This is a genomic window from Vasconcelosia minhoensis LEGE 07310 (assembly GCF_015207255.1).
GTDB classification, from domain to species: Bacteria; Cyanobacteriota; Cyanobacteriia; order Phormidesmidales; family Phormidesmidaceae; genus Vasconcelosia; species Vasconcelosia minhoensis.
The window spans coordinates 1-17,069 of sequence record NZ_JADEXG010000084.1 but is presented as its reverse complement, the minus strand read 5'-3'; the positions used below and the strand labels follow the sequence as shown (position 1 = coordinate 17,069).

Genomic DNA, 17,069 nt, shown 5'->3' with positions numbered 1-17,069 from the left:
ACGTATTAGCGTTCTTGACTCAGGCTTGCCGAGCGGCTCGCAATGACCAGTTGCCGCCTAGCCTATTGCCTGAGCCCGCAGTCAGCTCTACAGCTACCATTCGCTCGTAACCCCCTGAACGGCTACCAGAAATTTAACTGAGACTGAGCTTGAATTAGCGAGAAAGCACTTTAAATTTTAGACATTATCGTACTTTCGTTACTGACTCAGAGAGGCTATAGCCAGTTCAAAGTTGAGATGAGGATTAGAGGCAAAGTTAAATCCGCCGAACGAGCTAGCATTCATCAAACAAAGATGTCTTAATCTGCTCGGTACCAACACAACACAGTCAACCACTGCCATGAACTGATAAGCATTGGCACAGCGGTGTTTATCAGTTCCCATGCTGTTTAACTGATAGAAGTTCATTGGTCGAGGTGATGTTCGTTTGATTGAGACAGAAAGCCCATCGTCGTTTTGTTTTAAAGAAAAGAGGTTCTTGGGGATACAGAAGCCAATGTAGGACTTTTCCTGGCAAAAGAGTAGTACTAAAGTAGGTTTTTAACTACTGAATATATGCTCTTCTAAGGTGAGATGTGATTGCATCAGCAAATGAGCTATTGAGGCCGTATAACGGTTCCGTTTGGAAGTACTAAATCACCATTCGGTAATAGTTTTGTACCATTTGGATGAACTATTGTCCCATCAGCTAATATTCTTGTGCCATCCCTCATAACAGTTTCACGACCTGGCGTAACGGTAACCGCCTCACCAGAATTCGTCGCAGAGTATGCAGGTGCTAAGAGCATAGACACAAGCAATAAAAGAGTTTGGATTAGCGTAATTGACCTTTTATGCATAACTTTGAGTATTTAAGACGGTGTACGTGCTCCTGTACAAATATAGCAGAATAGAAAGAAATCAGAGCAGAATAAGCGCAAGAACCAGTAAAAATTTCCTTGTTGCGAAAAGCTTGAATAATTTCTCAATAGAAAAGTCTTGTTATCCTTCTGCTTTTTCGAGAAGTTTAGTTGGATTGTAGGTGAGTAGAGCTAAAGTTCTAAAAGATGAATTCCTCCTTAATGACAGAATTAGTCATTAATCATACCGCGCTTAGCCCTCCGGATCCATCTTTTAGCTCAATTGGCAGAAAGTTTGCCGGTAGCGGTACGAAGCCGCCTCAGGTGCAACAATGGCGGCACCGTAGTGAGGAAATGACCGATGGAGCGCCTGATTTCACTGCTCGGACTGATTGTCTTTGTGGGCGTGGCCTATGGTCTATCGGCTAACCGTCAAGCGGTGCGGTGGCGACCGGTGCTGATTGGGATTGGGCTACAGCTGATTTTTGCCCTGCTGATTTTGCGCACGGCCTGGGGCTTTGCCTTTTTTCAATGGTTGGGCGGCATAGTCAGCAGCTTTCTCAATTATTCCGACGCCGGAGCCTCCTTCGTCTTTGGTGAGAATTTTGAGGACTTCTTCTTTGCCTTCAAGGTGCTGCCAACAATTATCTTTTTCTCCGCGTTTATTAGTATTCTCTATCATTACGGCATTCTGCAGCGGGTGATTGGCTGGGTGGCGGTGCTGATGATGCGTACCATGCGCACCTCGGGAACGGAATCGCTGTCGGAGGCAGCAAACATTTTTGTCGGTCAGACTGAAGCGCCGCTGGTGATCAAACCCTACGTAGCGACCATGACCCAGTCGGAACTGCACGCGGTGATGACGGGCGGCTTTGCCACCGTAGCGGGCGGCGTCCTGGCGGCCTATGTGTCGTTTGGGATTCCGCCTGAACACCTGATTGCGGCATCGGTGATGTCGGCCCCGGCGGGATTGGCGATCGCAAAGCTGATGTATCCCGAAACCGAAAAATCGCCCACCCGGGGTGACGTCAGCCTCAAGGTCGAGCGGACTTCCGTCAACGTCATCGACGCCATCACCACCGGTGCCCTCGACGGCCTGCGGCTGGCCCTCAACATCGGCGCGATGATTATCGCCTTCCTGGCGCTGCTGGCCATGCTAAACGCGCTGCTGGCCTGGCTAGGCGGTCTGGTAGGGCTGGAAAATCTATCCTTCGAGCTGATTCTGGGCTATCTGCTGGCCCCGGTCGCCTGGCTGATGGGCGTCCCCTGGGCCGACTGCGACGCGGTGGGTGCGCTGCTAGGCAAGAAAACTATCCTCAACGAATTCATTGCCTACCTGGATTTACAAGCCCTGATCGAAGGCACAAATCTACCCGATAACACCACTGCACCCGGCGGCAGCGCGATCTCAGAACGAGCCATCATCATCGCTACCTATGCCCTCTGCGGCTTTGCCAACATCGGCTCCATCGGCATCCAAATCGGCGGCATCGCCCCCAATCGCCAACACGACCTGGCCAAACTCGGTGTCCGAGCCATGGTCGGCGGCACCCTGGCCTGCTTCATGACCGCCGCGATCTTAGGTCTGCTGCTCTAATCACCCTTAACGCCTACGGCAACGCTTCGCGAACACCCCTAACCCAAAAAACCTGACCCATCAACCTCGCTGCACGGGCTTGGAAACCAAGCCCCTACTGTTCACCCTTAACGCCTACGGCAACGCTTCGCGAACACCCTGTCACTCCATCACCCCATCACTCTTCCCTCTTCCCCTTCGCCTCCAAACTCTCCAACCGACTCTTCAGCGACTGGTTCACCTGCTTCACCTGGTCCAGCTCCTTCCGCAGCTCCGCCAGCGCCTGGTCCGACTTCAGCTGCTTCTGCACCTTCTGCACGGCCTCTTCGGCCCGGCGCTTCACCCGACCGTCGGGGCTGTGCTCGGCCAGGGTGCGGAGAACCGCGATCGCGCCCTTTGTCTCCATCTGCCCCAGCGCCCCAACAACCGCCACTTGAGTCAGGAAAAACGACTCTCGCGACAGTCCCTCCAGCCGCTCTAGAATTCGCTCCACGTCTGGCTTAGCCTGGGCACCGGCAATTTTTCCTAAGGCGCGGATGGCAGACAGCCGCAGCGCCTGGGGAACGCCCAGTTCGGTATAGGGCAGCAGCAGCTCCAGAGCCGCTTCGGAGGACTTAAACTGGCTCAGACCGCCGATCGCCCCGGCCCGCACCACGTCATTCCAACCCGCCCGCTCTTTTAGCACCGTCTCCAGCAGCTTCAGCGTCTTCTTTTCTTTCGACTTGCTATCGAAGCTGCTCGCGCCGACCTGGCCCAGGCTGCGAGCCGCCGCCGCCTCGACGTAGTAGCTTTCGTCACCCTTATCGACCACGGACTTGAGCGCCTTATAGCTGTCTGCCGTTTTGATCCCACCCAGCGCTTCGACCACGGCCCGGCGGACTTTGGGATGTTTGTCTTTGAGGCCCTTGAGGAGAGCCGCGATCGCCTGGTCCAGCTGCACCGTCGCCAGCTGCTCGGCCACCTCTGCCCGCACTGCCCAGAAGCTGTCTTCCTGGAGGGCTTTGGCCAAAATTTCAACCGCTTCTAAGCTGGCCTTTTTGGCCAGGGCCTGAGCCGCCGTCAGCCGAGAAATGGGATCGGGATCGTTTTGCAGCTGGGCTTTCAGCTCCTGGAGCGGATAGTCCAGCTCGACTGTCTTGAGCATGTGGTTGCCCACGTCGAAGCTGACAAAGTCGGGCTTCTGCTCCAGTGGAAAATAGAGCACCTGCTGCCGCTGATACACCCGCACCTTGAAGGTCTTCTGCTCGACGGGGTTCTCTCCGCCCGATTCCTTGATATAGCCGAAGCCGATCGGCAGCTTCAGGTCAAACAGTCCCTCCTGCACCTGCTCTTTGCCATCTTCAACCTGGGTTTGGGTAATCGTGAGCTGGGCCAGATTGCTATCACCGTCCCACTGGTAGGCCACTTTGTAGACCGGGTGCCCACCCCGATAGACATACTGGTCGAAAAGGAATCGCAAATTGCGCCCGGTGGCTTTGTCAATGGCACGCAGCAGGTCCAGCGTTTCGACCGTGCCGTGAGCATGATCCTGAAGGAAGGTCTGCACGGCTTTGATGAACAGCTCATCGCCCAGCTCCATCCGGACCATGTGATAGACGCAGGAGCCTTTTTCATAGATATGGCGATCGTACAGCTCGATCGGCTCGCGGTAGATGTGGGTGACCAGCGGCCGGCGATAGCGGTTGGTGTCTTCCGAAATGTAGGCCCGGGCGTGGTTGAGGTGATAGTAGTAGGCTTCGTCCTGACCATAGGTGTCCTCGATCCAGAGCACTTCGGAGTAGGTGGCCATGCCCTCTTTGACCCAGGCCTGTGACCAGTGGTTGATCACGACGAGGTCGCCAAACCACTGATGGGCTAGCTCGTGGGCCACTAGCGTTTCTGAGCGCTGATTGTCGATCGCGGCTCGCTGATCTAGCAGGCAGCGGTCGGTGAGCAGCGTCGTCGTGGTGTTTTCCATACCGCCGAAGATGAAGTCATCGACGCAGACCTGGTCGTAGTTGGGAAAGGCGTAGGGATAGCCAAACCACTTGCTCAGCGAATCCATCATCTGGGGCGTTTTACCCATGGTCAGCTTGGCCTGATCTTTACGGCCTTTCTGGACGTAGTAGCTGACGGGTTTGCCCTGCCACTCGTCTTTAACCACGTCAAACTCACCCACCGCCAGGGTCATCAGGTAGCTGGGATGCACCTGCTCCAGCCGCCAGTGGTAGATCTTGTCGTTCCCGTCGGCCTTGGTTTCAATTAGCTCACCGTTGGAAATGGCCAAATACTTTTTAGGCACCCGCACCCGTACCTCCGAGGTCGCTAGCTGACCAGGGTAGTCAAAGCAGGGAAACCAGAAGCGAGAGTCTTCATCTTCGCCCTGGGTCCAGACCTGGGTGGGTTTGTCGGGATAGTGGTCATCGGGGCCGACAAAATAGATGCCGCGCTGGGGCCTTTCGACCCTGTAGGCAATGGTCACGGTAACGGATTTGCCCATCTCTAACGGCTGCTTCAGCCGAATTTGCAGCTGCTCGCCGTCATAGTCAAAGGTCTGCTTGGTCGTACCAACCTTAACCGAGGCAATCTGCAAGTTCACCGCGTCCATCGTGAAGTGATCGATGCCGCTGCGGACGGGGTTAATCCGGACTTTGCAAGTGCCCTGATAGCTCTGGTTGGGAATGTCGAGCGCTAGGTCTAAGGCAATATGCTCTACCTGCCCAGGCCGGTCCGGCGTGTAATGCGGATAGGCACCGGGCAGCTCAAAGGGCTGGGGACCCGCTTCGTCAAAATGAGTAGATGCATGTGCCATAGTACGAGTGCTTGATAGTCAAGGATGTGAGCGATGGGTCGTGAATATCTCCTTAGATTAGCGGTTTCCGCTAGCGCTGACTGCTGACCTCTGTAATCTCTGTGATTGTATTAAGTGAGATTGAGATTGAATCGGGCATGTTCTGGTTTGACGGACGGCTGAATCAGCATTCAGACATGAATTTATCAGCTGATGATCCAGCGCTAAAGTTTGGCGCATCGGTCTTTACGACGATGCGGCTGTATGAACGGTCACTGGAGCATCCGCTGACTTACTGGGAGGGGCACCGCGATCGCGTTTCCCATTCCCTCCAAACCTTCCACTGGCCGCAGCCGGACTGGCTGCGGGTCTATACCGGCTGTACTCAGCTGGCGGAGCACTATCCTGTCCTGAGAATTGCGGTGTTTCCAGATGGGCGCGAGCTAATTACGGGGCGGCAGCTGCCGGCGGATCTGGCGACTCAGCAGCGGCAGGGGGTGATGGCCTGGGTGGCAGAGGGGTATGCGCGATCGCTGCCTGCCCACAAAACTGGCAACTATCTGGCCAGCTGGCTAGCGATTCAGCAGGCCCGACATCACGGCGCGAGTGAAGTGATTTTGACCAACCCGGCTGGGGAATGGCTCGAAACCAGTACGGGCAATCTCTGGGGGTGGAAAGACGGCCACTGGTGGACGCCGCCCCTGAGCTGTGGGATTCTGCCAGGACTGGTGCGGCAGCGGCTAATGGCGCATCTGAAGCAGCGGGTTAAAGAAGCGCTTTGGTCGTCCCAGTGGACTGCTGAGTTCGAGGCTGTCGCCTACAGTAACTGCGTGGTCGAGCTTTTGCCGATTCGCACAATTATCGGCCCAAAGACTAAACTGGAATACAACCCAACCCATCCGGCTCTGGCAGAGCTAAGGCAGCTATTCTGCCAAACTGATCCCGGATCCTGAAATGCGTTAACATTAGTTAACACTCAGTTAATCTATGAGGGTTTAGCCCCACAGCGAGCTAAATGACCTTATTCAAGTCTATCTAGGAGGCAATCCCCCGTGAACAAGCGCTGGAGAAACGCGGGTCTTTACGTACTACTCGTCGTCGTGGTCATTGCTTTGGCTACGGCATTTTTTGATCAGCCGCGTCAGGAAACTCAGTCCTGGCGCTACAGTCGCTTTATCGACGAGGTCCAGAGCGGCCAAGTCGAAAAAGTTACCCTCAGCTCAGACCGGACTCAGGCGCAGTTCACCAGCCCTGACGGCACCGGGCGAGTCATGGTCAACCTGCCCAGCGATCCGGGCCTGGTTGACATTCTCACCGACAATAATGTCGATATCACCGTCCAGCGCCAGACCGATGACAGCGTCTGGGTGCGGGTCTTCAGCACGCTGTTGATTCCGGTACTGCTGCTGGTCGTGCTGTTCTTCGTTCTGCGTCGGGCCAGCAGCGGTCCTGGCAGCCAGGCGATGAACTTTGGTAAGTCCAAGGCTCGGGTGCAGATGGAGCCGCAGACCCAGGTGACCTTTGGTGATGTCGCCGGGATCGAGCAGGCCAAACTGGAGCTGGCCGAAGTCGTTGACTTTTTGAAAAACGCCGATCGCTTCACCGCGATCGGGGCCAAAATTCCCAAAGGGGTACTGCTGGTTGGCCCTCCCGGTACTGGTAAAACCCTGCTAGCCAAGGCTGTTGCCGGGGAAGCAGGCGTTCCCTTCTTCTCAATCTCGGGTTCTGAATTCGTCGAGATGTTCGTCGGGGTTGGTGCCTCCCGCGTGCGCGACCTGTTTGAGCAGGCAAAATCCAACGCGCCCTGCATTGTCTTTATTGATGAGATCGACGCCGTCGGTCGTCAGCGCGGTGCCGGTCTAGGCGGCGGTAATGACGAGCGCGAGCAGACATTGAACCAGCTGCTGACCGAGATGGACGGCTTTGAGGGCAATACCGGCATTATCATTATCGCCGCCACTAACCGGCCCGATGTGTTAGATGCTGCCCTGCTGCGGCCTGGCCGCTTTGACCGCCAGGTGGTGGTGGATCGGCCCGACTATGCCGGTCGTCTGGAAATCCTCCGGGTGCATTCCCGCGGTAAGACCTTTGCGAAGGATGTGGACCTGGAGAAAATTGCCCGCCGGACCCCGGGCTTTACCGGCGCCGACCTGTCTAACCTGCTGAATGAAGCTGCAATTCTGGCGGCTCGGCGCAACCTTACCGAAATTTCCATGGATGAGGTGAACGACGCCATCGACCGCGTTTTGGCGGGGCCGGAGAAAAAAGACCGGGTAATGAGCGAAAAGCGCAAGTCCCTAGTGGCCTACCACGAAGCCGGTCACGCCCTGATTGGAGCACTGATGCCCGACTACGATCCCGTGCAGAAAATCAGCATCATCCCTCGCGGACGAGCGGGCGGCCTGACCTGGTTCACCCCTAGCGAAGAACGGCTGGAATCGGGCCTTTATTCCCGCTCCTACCTGCAAAATCAGATGGCGGTGGCCCTCGGCGGTCGCCTAGCTGAGGAGATTATCTTTGGCGATGAGGAAGTGACTACGGGCGCTTCCAATGATCTCCAGCAGGTGGCTCGGGTCGCCCGGCAGATGGTCACCCGCTTTGGCATGAGCGATAAGCTCGGCCCGGTGGCACTGGGTCGGCAGCAGGGAAATCCCTTCCTGGGTCGCGATATTGCCTCTGAGCGCGATTTCTCTGAGCAGACCGCGGCCTCGATCGACTCTGAAGTCCGGGCGCTGGTTGACCAGGCCTACAGCCGGGCTAAGCAGGTGCTGACGAACAACCGCCACATTCTCGATCAGCTGGCTGAGATGCTGATTGATAAAGAAACGGTGGATGCCGAAGAGCTCCAGCAGCTGCTAATTAGCAACGATGCCAGAATGGCCAGCATTGCCTAGCCGTTCTCAGCTCTAGCGCTTAAACCAAAAGCCCAGAGGTCTTAGGACTTCTGGGCTTTTCTATCGGCTTTTCGATCAATGCCTACTTTTTGCGCTGAGTAATGTCCCTAGAATACACAGAGGTTCTAAGCTTCGATTATGTCTTGTCCCCTGCTCAGCCTACAGAACGTCAGTAAGGTCTACGCCAATGGCACCGTAGCCCTGGAAGGGGTGAATTTGACCCTCCACCCGGGCGAATTTGTTAGCCTGGTTGGCCCCTCGGGCTGCGGCAAGAGTACCGTTCTGCGGCTGGTAGCCGGTCTCGGCGAGGTTAGCCGGGGTTCGCTGGACTGGCATAACCGTGAGCAGGAGAGGCAGCTGGCCTTTGTATTTCAAGACGCGGCTCTGATGCCCTGGGCATCGGTGCTAGACAACGTGCATCTGCCGCTGAAGCTGAAGGGCAAGCGGCTGCGGCCCTCGCGGGCAAACCTTCAGGAGGCCATTAACCTGGTGGATTTGCAGGGGTTTGAGCAGAGCTATCCCCGGGAACTCTCGGGAGGGATGAAAATGCGGGTGTCGATTGCCCGCGCCTTGGTGACCAAGCCCACCTTCATGCTGATGGACGAGCCCTTCGGAGCCCTCGATGAGATGACCCGGGGTCGGCTCAATGACGATGTGCTGAATTTGTGGGCGCAGAAGCACTGGACGGTACTGTTTGTCACCCACAATATCTATGAAGCGGTTTATCTTTCCACCCGAGTCGTCGTCATGGCGGCACGTCCGGGCCGGATCGTGGACGATATTCCGATCAATCAGCCCCATCCTCGGACGGACGAGTTTCGGACATCGAGTGACTTCAATCACTACTGTCGTGAGGTTTTAACCGCACTTTCCCATTCGGAAACCGGCAGCCCAGCCTGAGTAAGATTCCCTATGCGTTGAAATTATGGTTTCTCAAAAATCGGCCCAAGATAGTCCCAATCGCTCTCCTGATAAACTGGAGAGTCGTTCCGAAGCGCATGAGGTAAAGGCAGCGACCTGGGCTGGCCGCAAGCGTCAGTCAAAAAGTAGCTGGAAGCCCTCTGCTGACTGGATTGCGCCGGTGACAGTTGGGATTGTAGCCATTATTCTCTGGGACTTGGGCGTGCGGATTTCGGGCGTTGAGCCCTATCTCCTGCCGGGGCCGGGGCTGGTGCTTACGACGCTGGTGCAGGAATTTCCCAGCCTGTTCCCATCGCTGCTGATTACCCTAAAAATTACCGTTGCGGCTTTCCTGGCAGCAGTCACCTCTGGACTGCTGATCGCGATCCTGTTTACCCAGAGCAAATGGATTGAGCGCAGCTTCTTTCCCTATGCGGTGATTTTGCAGACGACACCGATTGTTGCGATCGCGCCCCTAATCATCATCTGGCTACAAAACAATACCTTCCTCGCCCTGGTGGTCTGCGCCTGGATCGTTGCCTTTTTTCCCATCGTCTCCAACACCACCCTGGGGCTCAATAGCGCCGACCACAGCCTGCGCAACCTGTTCCAGCTCTACGGCGCATCCCGCTGGCAGACGCTGCTCTACCTGCGGCTGCCCAGCGCCCTGCCCTACTTCCTCGGCGGCCTGCGGATTAGCGGCGGTCTGGCCCTAATTGGCGCGGTCGTCGCCGAATTTGTCGCGGGCACCGGCGGCAAGCGGTCAGGCATTGCCTACCAGATTCTGATGTCGAGCTATAACCTGCAAATTCCTCGGATGTTTGCCGCACTGCTGCTGACTACCCTGCTCGGCGTGGGGATTTTCGTGGGGATGACGGTTCTCTCAGACAGACTGCTGAGTAAATGGCACGAAAGCGCGATTAAAAGGGAAAATTGATTAGGTCGATTTAGACGGATTAGTTCCCATCCTACCTTTCATGAATTCCTTTATTCAGCTTCCGGCTAGGCCGAACTACTGGCTGTGCAATGCCCGCATTCCGCTGGCGCTGCTGGCCGATGACGCGCCGACGCGATCGCCGATTAGCCGGTTTCAAACCGGTCACTACTGCGAAGACCTGGTGGCTGTCGATGTGCAGATTGAGGCGGGTCAGATTCGCCAGCTGCGTCCAGCCAGCGCTGCCCGGCCTGCTGAAAACTCCCAAGTCGATCTAGGCGGCGGCCTGATTTGGCCCTGCTTCGTCGATATGCACACCCATCTGGACAAAGGCCATATCTGGAGCCGCACCCCCAACCCCAACGGCACCTTTGACAGCGCTTTAGAAACCGTGCAGAAGGATCGGGAGCAGCGCTGGCAGGCCGCCGACGTCTATCGCCGCATGGTGTTTGGCCTCAAGTGCAGCTACGCCCACGGCACCCAGGCCATTCGCACGCATATAGACGCCTTCGATGAACAGGCTAAAGTGAGCTTCTCCGTCTTTCAAAATCTCCAGCGCGAATGGGCCGACCGGATTCATCTTCAGGCGGTCTGCCTGGTCTCGCTAGACTACTTTATGACGCAGGCGGGCGAGCAGCTGGCTGACCTGGTTGCCGAGACCGGTGGCGTTTTGGGCGGCGTTGCCTATATGACCCCAGACCTGGCCCAGCAGCTCGACCGAGTTTTTTCTTTAGCTGAGGATCGCGGACTCGATCTGGACTTTCATACGGACGAAAGCCTCAACCCCGAAGACATTACCCTACGCTACGTCGCAGAAGCCGCAATTCGCCACAATTTCTCAGGGCAAATCACCTGCGGTCACTGCTGTAGCCTCTCAGTGCAGTCACCGCAGGCGGTAGATAAGACAATCAGCGCGGTTCAGGCAGCGAATATCTCTATCGTCAGCCTGCCGATGTGTAACCTCTATCTGCAAGACCGACAGCCGAGTCGAATGCCGCGCTATCGGGGGGTGACGCTGCTGCCGGAGCTGAAGTCGCGGGGGGTGAAGGTTGCGATCGCGTCTGACAACTGCCGCGACCCGTTTTTTGCCTATGGCGACCACGATGCCCTGGAAGTCTTCACCCAGTCGGCCCGCATCGGTCACCTGGACCATCCCTACGGCGACTGGCCCCAAGCCATCACCCGCACACCCGCCGCGATGATGGGGTTGCCAGACGTTGGCTATATTGGAGAGGGCCAGCCCGCCGAACTGGTTCTATTCAAAGCTCGCACCCTAAACGAACTGCTGGCTCGTCCTCAGACCGACCGTGTCGTAATCCGCCAAGGGAGAGCGATTGATACCACGCTGCCCGACTACGCTGAACTCGATGACCTAATGGAGCCAGAGTCTAGATAGCTCAAGGCGACCAGCAACTTATGAAATACGGCCAAGATTTGATACTGTCCGTTGCAGCAAAGAAACTGCTACTGTCAGTTAGTTATCCAAGGGACTTCGCACTCCACGTCCCCCACGATTGAGCACATGGGTGTAAATCATTGTGGTCTTAACATCACAGCGCGATGAGGCGGGAAAGACAAACTGCCAAACCCACTGACGATTGGCATTCGGATACTTCCGAGCTAACGCAAAGGGCAGGGTGACGGCTCCATACCCCTGAGTTAAATCTTGCTGATGGATGCGCTTGACCTGCTGAAGGTTTTCCTTAAGCGCTGTCTGCACACTGCTAGGTAACATCGTAACTCGGCTTTCTTGACCTTTGGCATCTCGCACAATGATCTGAGACTGGGAAAAATCCAAATCTTTAATGCGGAGCTGCATCGCCTCCCGCAGGCGCAAGCCACTGCCATAGAGCAACTGCACGATTAATCGATGTACCCCTGACATTTGCTGAATCACTGCTCGCACTTCTTCAGGGGTTAAAACGGTTGGAAGCTTACGCGAAGGCTTTGCTCGAATGGCATCGATCCGATCGTTCAGGGGCAGCTGTAAAACATGTCGATACAAGAATAGGAGGGCACTCAACGCCTGATTCTGAGTAGAGGCCGCAACCTGCTCTTGAACTGCCAGGTGGGTAAGAAAGGCTTCGATTTCGGGAACGCCCATTTCACTGGGATGGCGCTTGTTATGAAACAGGATATAGCGACGAATCCACTGTACATAGGTTTGCTCTGTGCGGGAGGAATAATGCTTTAGGCGAACAGCGTCTCGAACCTGGTCGAGTAACGTCTTAGGACGAGGCTCTGCTTGCATGGTACAGGACCTGAAAAGGAATGATGAATAAATTCTAATCAGATGCAATTCAGAACCGGAGGGATGATTATACTGAAGCATTCCACCTATTTACCCATGTAGGGAGCCTAGGCGGACATAATTCCACCTATCTACCCCTGAGAGGATCTTAGGCTGAAATATTTCCACCTAAGATCCGGCATTGGGATCATAGGTGGAAACTTTCCCTCTAATTACTAGCTATTTCGACACGCAAGGTACTCCTGTTATGACTTGGGAACCCTTTTCTAGCGTGCGACATAGCAAATCGCTGGAGCCGACGAACCCCGCTAGCCCGACGACGTCGTACTCGACGGCGTTCGCGGCTCAGCTCAATCGTTAGACCGTCATCCCAAGCCTTCAATATATTTGAGCTACTTTAATTCTGGTTCAAGAGTTAGTTGAGAGTTGGGCAATACCAGTTCAGTTCGACCAGCAATCTTCTCAGCCAGGTCTTTAAAGTCCTTGTATACATCTCTCACAGCATATATATGAGCACCGATGGCTCCATCAGCAGGCTTAAGATGAAAAATGGGTTTGTGAGACTCTTGAGCCATTGGCATTAAGCTTTGATAGTGTTTCAGTAACGCTAAACGATTTGGATCGCTTGATGGAGTTGAGACGATTTCATCTTGTTTTTGAATAACTTCAGTATTATAAATATGTGGAATTCGCTCAATCCATCTTTGGAATGCTTTTACAGGACGGTCAAATCGAACACCGTGTTGGAGAATAATATAACCAACGGGTTGCATTTCCCCTTTTGGCAGAACGAGGTTTGAGACTGGGTTTTTAGGAATACGCTCCTGCCATTCTTCTCTCCAGCGTCTTACGGTCGGACCAAGGTTTTTTAATCCCTGTAATGAGAAGAGATCTGGTGAGAGAGGAACTACAACGTAGTCCGAGGCAATCAGAGCTGCTCGGTTAATTGCTCCTAAGTTAGGCCCTAAATCAACCAAAACAACATCAGCACTATCAATAGATGCTGCTTGACTCAATACTCGCCAAAAAGCCGAGATAACCCTAAATGCCCTCTCTTTACGATCAAGGCAATCAGACCACTGGGAGGACAATTCATCTTCAAACCCAGAAAGTTGTAAATCGCCAATCAAAAGGCTTAATCCATCTTCTATCTTTTCTAGATTTGGAGTTGCAATATCACCAATACCACTTAATAAGGGTTTGACGCATCGAAAGACAGTATTATAGCTACCGTCATTGCTACCTTCCCAGACTTCTTCTAATCGATCTTCATCTAGAAAAGCCGCTGTTAAGTTAGCTTGAGGATCTAAATCTGCTGCTATCACTTTTAACCCTAAATCAAAGTACATCCAGGCTAAATGATAGACAAGAGATGTTTTTCCAACTCCTCCCTTATTGTTGAAGAAGGCAATAATTGGTGGGGTCATGACCGCCTCCTAATAATGACTGACATATATGAATCCTTAATGTCGAATTCTGCTGGCGGATTCCCATTTTTCCCTAACTCCTTTTGAGCAGTCGGAATGCCGATACCAAAGCGCTGGACATATCCTAGATTCTTCATGGCTTCCGCCAAATGAGGATTTCGATAATCGGTGACACCTTGACCGAAGTTTTGACGATTCACTTGTCCAAACAAGCCACCTGGACTCTGAATTTCAATTCGATCATTAAACCAATAAATTCGCACCGGAGCATTAGTTTCTTCATAGGAACGGTGCATGACAGCATTTCGCACAAGCTGCTGTAACGCTACAATAGGATAATCAGGCTGTTTTATTTCCACAGGCTGCGCTGTAATATCAGAAGCTGTCGAAATATTGGCTTGTAGAACTTCATCTACATAGCGTAGTAAGTCGATAAGAGAACCACTAATATCTTTTTGATCTCGAATAGGATCGGTTAGTTCAGTTCCGTCAAAGCGGACAAATTGAATGTAAAAGCCTGGGATAAACTGCCTAGGTTCTTTCCCAGAAACTAAAATACCTAAGCTAGTTGGGCGTGAATCTGGTTCTGGAGTTGCGAACCGCAATGAGATTAGCTTTTGTATTAAAGACCGCTGATTTTCATCTAAAACTTCTGGCGCTAATGCTGATGCTAAATATTCACGTTGAAAAATATCTAGATTTAAATCATCGATAGAAGCAGAAATAAAAGGACGCAAATCAAAAGGTAAATCTCTTGCGCGTCTTTTTTCATTAAGGCGACGTTCTTCTTCAGGTGTAGCTGTTGCACGTCTAGGTCCAACTCGAATATATGTCCGTCCATCGAATCTAACCGGAGGAGCATCTGATGGTTCTACAATAACAACTGCTAATTCACAGCTATTTAGAATACGTTTATTAACTTGCAATACCGGAAACGGCAAAATCTTCCCTTCAGAGCGTATATTGGAAAGGTTCAAGAGAAGTTCGTCTGTAATAGGCAGGTTGGCGCAGGTGCCATCATCATTAACTCCAACAAAAAGAACTCCAGGCTTTTTGTGATTGGGTAGATCGTTAGCGAAAGCACAAATTGCCTGTCTTATTTTTTTGCCGTCTGAAATTGACGCTTTACGCTCAACTCTATCAGATTCCAGATCACCTAGAAGTGCTGTCAGCTCTTGGTCATCCATGTATCAGTCTCTAAAGTCCTCCTTACCCATCATAATCATTAAGGGTAGCGTTGAGACACATCGGTCTAACAACCGCGCTGCACCGGAACGCTGCAAGGTGTTGGTTGAATCGCAAAGGTTATTTGCGTCCGGTGAGCGCGAACGTTATGCTGCTTAGGTTATCGGTGAGGGCAGCAACTGGAGTATTCTTGGTTGGTGCGTATTCGCATAACTTCGGCAGGGAGTTGCATGAACTTCGGCACCCCCTTAGCTCATGGGCGAGAAGGCCGACATAGACAGGTAATAAAAGCATATTGACACGAGGGTCAATGAAAGTGCAATGCACTCGATAGGAGCTGAAAAAGTGGTTCTCGCTAAAGGGACTTGAGGTCAGGTTTGCTGGCACGGGTGCGGAGGTTCAAGCTGACTTGTGAGCTTACGCATCGATTCGCCTCTGAGGATGAGCCTGAGAGAATCATGGACGATACGGTCGAGGATGGCATCAGCCAAGGTGGGCTCATGCACTTTCTGATGCCAGTCAGAGATGGGAAATTGAGAGGCAAATAGGCAGGCGGCTCTGCGGTAGCGGTCATCCAGAAAATCGAGGATTTCGCGCGCGTCATTGGCCGATAGGGGGTCTCTGAGCCACTCATCTAAGATGACCAAATCCAGGGCGGCTAAGTGTTTGCGAAACTTAGGGAAAGACCCATCAGCTTTGGCAAACTTGAGTTCACAAATCAGTTCAGCGGTTTTGAAGTAGCGCACGCTATGGCCGAGCTTGCAGAGCTGGTCAGCCAGGGAGCAGGCCAGAAAGGTTTTGCCCGTGCCGGTAGGACCAACGATGATCAAGTTGAGGGGCTGAACCACCCACTGGCCCTGAGCCCATTCGAGGAATTGGGCTTTCTTCAGGCCACGGGGCACCTGGAAGTCAACTTCAGCCAGCGAAGCGCCGACAAACAGCTGAGCTTGTTTGAGGCGACGGTTCAGGCGTTGTTGCTGGCGTCTGAGGAATTCGCGCTCTACCAGCAGGGCAAAGCGGTCATCAAAAGAGAGGTCATGGTAGGTCGGTTGAGCGTGCTGTTCGCTCCAGGATTCCAGCAAGCCGTTCAACTTGAGGGCTTTGAGTTGGTCAATGGTTTGTTGCATCATAGAGTGTCTCCGTTCAGGGTCAGATCAGTGCTAGTGGTAGTACGCTGCGCCGCGGACATTGTCATGGTCAATCGGCTGGGGCTCAGGCAGCTCTACTAGAACCGGGATATCATCGAAATGGTGTTTGAGAATGGCTTTGAGGCGTCGGTAACCGACCATGCTCAGGGCATTGGCTCGCTTGCAGGCTTCCTCTAGTCGGCCTTGGCCATAGCGAGTTGATAGGCTCTGAAGGCCCTTGAGGGTACGAAATGCCTGTTCTTCATAAGGTTTGCTAGCGAAGATAGCCTCAACTTGTCGCCGCGTCTGCGGCCCTGTCTGAGCCGCCCAGGCTAAGAATTTATCCTTTGACTGGCTTTTGTAGGCCCAGTGCTCAGGCGGCATGTGGTCTGCCAGGGTGCTATGCCGATGGGGCACTTGTGAGCGTGGATGGGCGGCAATCCGTTGATGCTCGTAGAACACCTCGACCAGTTGCTCGCTGACTTTGACGCTCACCTGCCGTCTGGCATACCAATAGGGCACCGAGTAGTAGTGGCGCTCAACCTCGATGTGGTAGTCCAAATTGACTTTTCAAGTTTTCCAGGTTGCGAAGACAAAAGAATACTGCGGCAGGGATTTCAGTGCGGGCTGCTCAACCTGCTCAAACAGCTCTCGGCGCGATAAGCCATAGGTAGCCATCGGACGCTCGTTCAGCCGTTGCAGCAGGGGGCGAATCGCCGCGTTGAGGTCACTCAACCGGCTGAACGACTGATGGCGCAACGGGGCTAGAATTTGACGCTCAACTTCCTGGACGGCTTTTTCGACCTTGGCTTTGTCCCTCGGTGTGCGGGGACGGGCAGGAATCACCGCTACCCCATAGTGAGCGGCAAAGTCTTGGTAGCTGCGGTTGACTCCCGGTTCGTAGCGACAAGGGTCACTCACGCCGGATTTCAAGTTGTCGGGCACGATGCACTTTGGCACGCCGCCAAAAAAGGCTAGTGCCCGCTGATGAGCCCCTATCCAGTACGGCAGAGCTTGGCTGGCCGTCGCTTCGGCATAGGTGTTAAATGTCAAGGCCGTAGCGGTGACGTGACAGTCAGTTGTCGTGATGAGTGACATTTGGTAGAGACTACAAAGACTCATCGTGAGACTCATCGAATACAAGTACTGGGTGGCATCAGCGTCAG

At 53.7% G+C, this 17,069-nt stretch carries 13 protein-coding genes; 6 read left to right on the top strand and 7 right to left on the bottom strand.

The window, feature by feature from the left end; translation table 11 throughout:
* Positions 1 to 1,200 precede the first annotated feature (1,200 nt).
* A complete protein-coding gene (locus tag IQ241_RS22940) occupies positions 1,201 to 2,436 on the top strand; it encodes a NupC/NupG family nucleoside CNT transporter (RefSeq protein ID WP_193911742.1) in 1,236 nt (411 codons plus the stop codon).
* 157 nt (positions 2,437 to 2,593) lie between these two features.
* Here the strand turns inward: IQ241_RS22940 and IQ241_RS22935 are convergent, their stop codons facing one another.
* Positions 2,594 to 5,206: a M1 family metallopeptidase gene (locus tag IQ241_RS22935; protein WP_193911740.1), complete on the bottom strand. Its 2,613-nt coding sequence runs from the start codon at positions 5,204 to 5,206 to the stop codon at positions 2,594 to 2,596.
* Positions 5,207 to 5,307: 101 nt separating this feature from the next.
* On the opposite strand from IQ241_RS22935, the gene IQ241_RS22930 reads away from it, so the two are divergent.
* The 5 genes from IQ241_RS22930 to IQ241_RS22910 all read left to right on the top strand — a co-directional run bounded on the left by IQ241_RS22930 (position 5,308) and on the right by IQ241_RS22910 (position 11,309).
* The gene (locus tag IQ241_RS22930; RefSeq protein WP_322743762.1) at positions 5,308 to 6,138 is read left to right on the top strand and encodes an aminotransferase class IV; all 831 of its coding nucleotides are present in this window, start codon (positions 5,308 to 5,310) and stop codon (positions 6,136 to 6,138) included.
* A gap of 99 nt (positions 6,139 to 6,237) precedes the next feature.
* Positions 6,238 to 8,079: an ATP-dependent zinc metalloprotease FtsH3 gene (gene ftsH3 / locus IQ241_RS22925; protein ID WP_193911738.1), complete on the top strand. Its 1,842-nt coding sequence runs from the start codon at positions 6,238 to 6,240 to the stop codon at positions 8,077 to 8,079.
* A gap of 138 nt (positions 8,080 to 8,217) precedes the next feature.
* Positions 8,218 to 8,979, top strand: coding sequence for an ABC transporter ATP-binding protein (locus IQ241_RS22920; protein WP_193911736.1), 762 nt, complete (start codon positions 8,218 to 8,220; stop codon positions 8,977 to 8,979).
* Between the two features lie 25 nt (positions 8,980 to 9,004).
* On the top strand, positions 9,005 to 9,916 hold the full coding sequence (locus IQ241_RS22915; protein ID WP_193911734.1) for an ABC transporter permease: 912 nt from the start codon (positions 9,005 to 9,007) through the stop codon (positions 9,914 to 9,916).
* Between the two features lie 40 nt (positions 9,917 to 9,956).
* Positions 9,957 to 11,309, top strand: a complete 1,353-nt coding sequence (locus IQ241_RS22910; protein WP_193911732.1) for a cytosine deaminase — start codon at positions 9,957 to 9,959, stop codon at positions 11,307 to 11,309.
* A 78-nt stretch (positions 11,310 to 11,387) separates the two neighbouring features.
* Here IQ241_RS22910 and IQ241_RS22905 read toward each other — a convergent pair whose 3' ends face one another.
* From IQ241_RS22905 to istA, 6 genes are all read right to left on the bottom strand, one after another.
* On the bottom strand, positions 11,388 to 12,164 hold the full coding sequence (locus IQ241_RS22905; RefSeq protein ID WP_193911730.1) for an integron integrase: 777 nt from the start codon (positions 12,162 to 12,164) through the stop codon (positions 11,388 to 11,390).
* A gap of 392 nt (positions 12,165 to 12,556) precedes the next feature.
* A complete protein-coding gene (locus tag IQ241_RS22900) occupies positions 12,557 to 13,591 on the bottom strand; it encodes a ParA family protein (RefSeq protein ID WP_193911728.1) in 1,035 nt (344 codons plus the stop codon).
* Positions 13,588 to 14,778 carry an ATP-binding protein gene (locus IQ241_RS22895; RefSeq protein WP_193911726.1) on the bottom strand — a complete coding sequence of 397 codons (1,191 nt, stop codon included), beginning with the start codon at positions 14,776 to 14,778 and terminating at the stop codon, positions 13,588 to 13,590. The genes IQ241_RS22900 and IQ241_RS22895 overlap by 4 nt, the downstream gene beginning before the upstream one ends.
* Positions 14,779 to 15,147: 369 nt before the next feature.
* Positions 15,148 to 15,903 (bottom strand): IS21-like element helper ATPase IstB, encoded by a 756-nt coding sequence (gene istB, locus IQ241_RS22890; protein ID WP_193911744.1) that lies wholly within the window; start codon positions 15,901 to 15,903, stop codon positions 15,148 to 15,150.
* A 33-nt stretch (positions 15,904 to 15,936) separates the two neighbouring features.
* Complete coding sequence (locus IQ241_RS22885) at positions 15,937 to 16,464, bottom strand: Mu transposase domain-containing protein (RefSeq protein WP_193911724.1); 528 nt, start codon at positions 16,462 to 16,464, stop codon at positions 15,937 to 15,939.
* Positions 16,465 to 16,473: 9 nt separating this feature from the next.
* Positions 16,474 to 17,069, bottom strand: a 596-nt coding sequence (gene istA, locus IQ241_RS22880; RefSeq protein WP_228022000.1) for an IS21 family transposase, incomplete at its 5' end; no start/stop codon positions are given.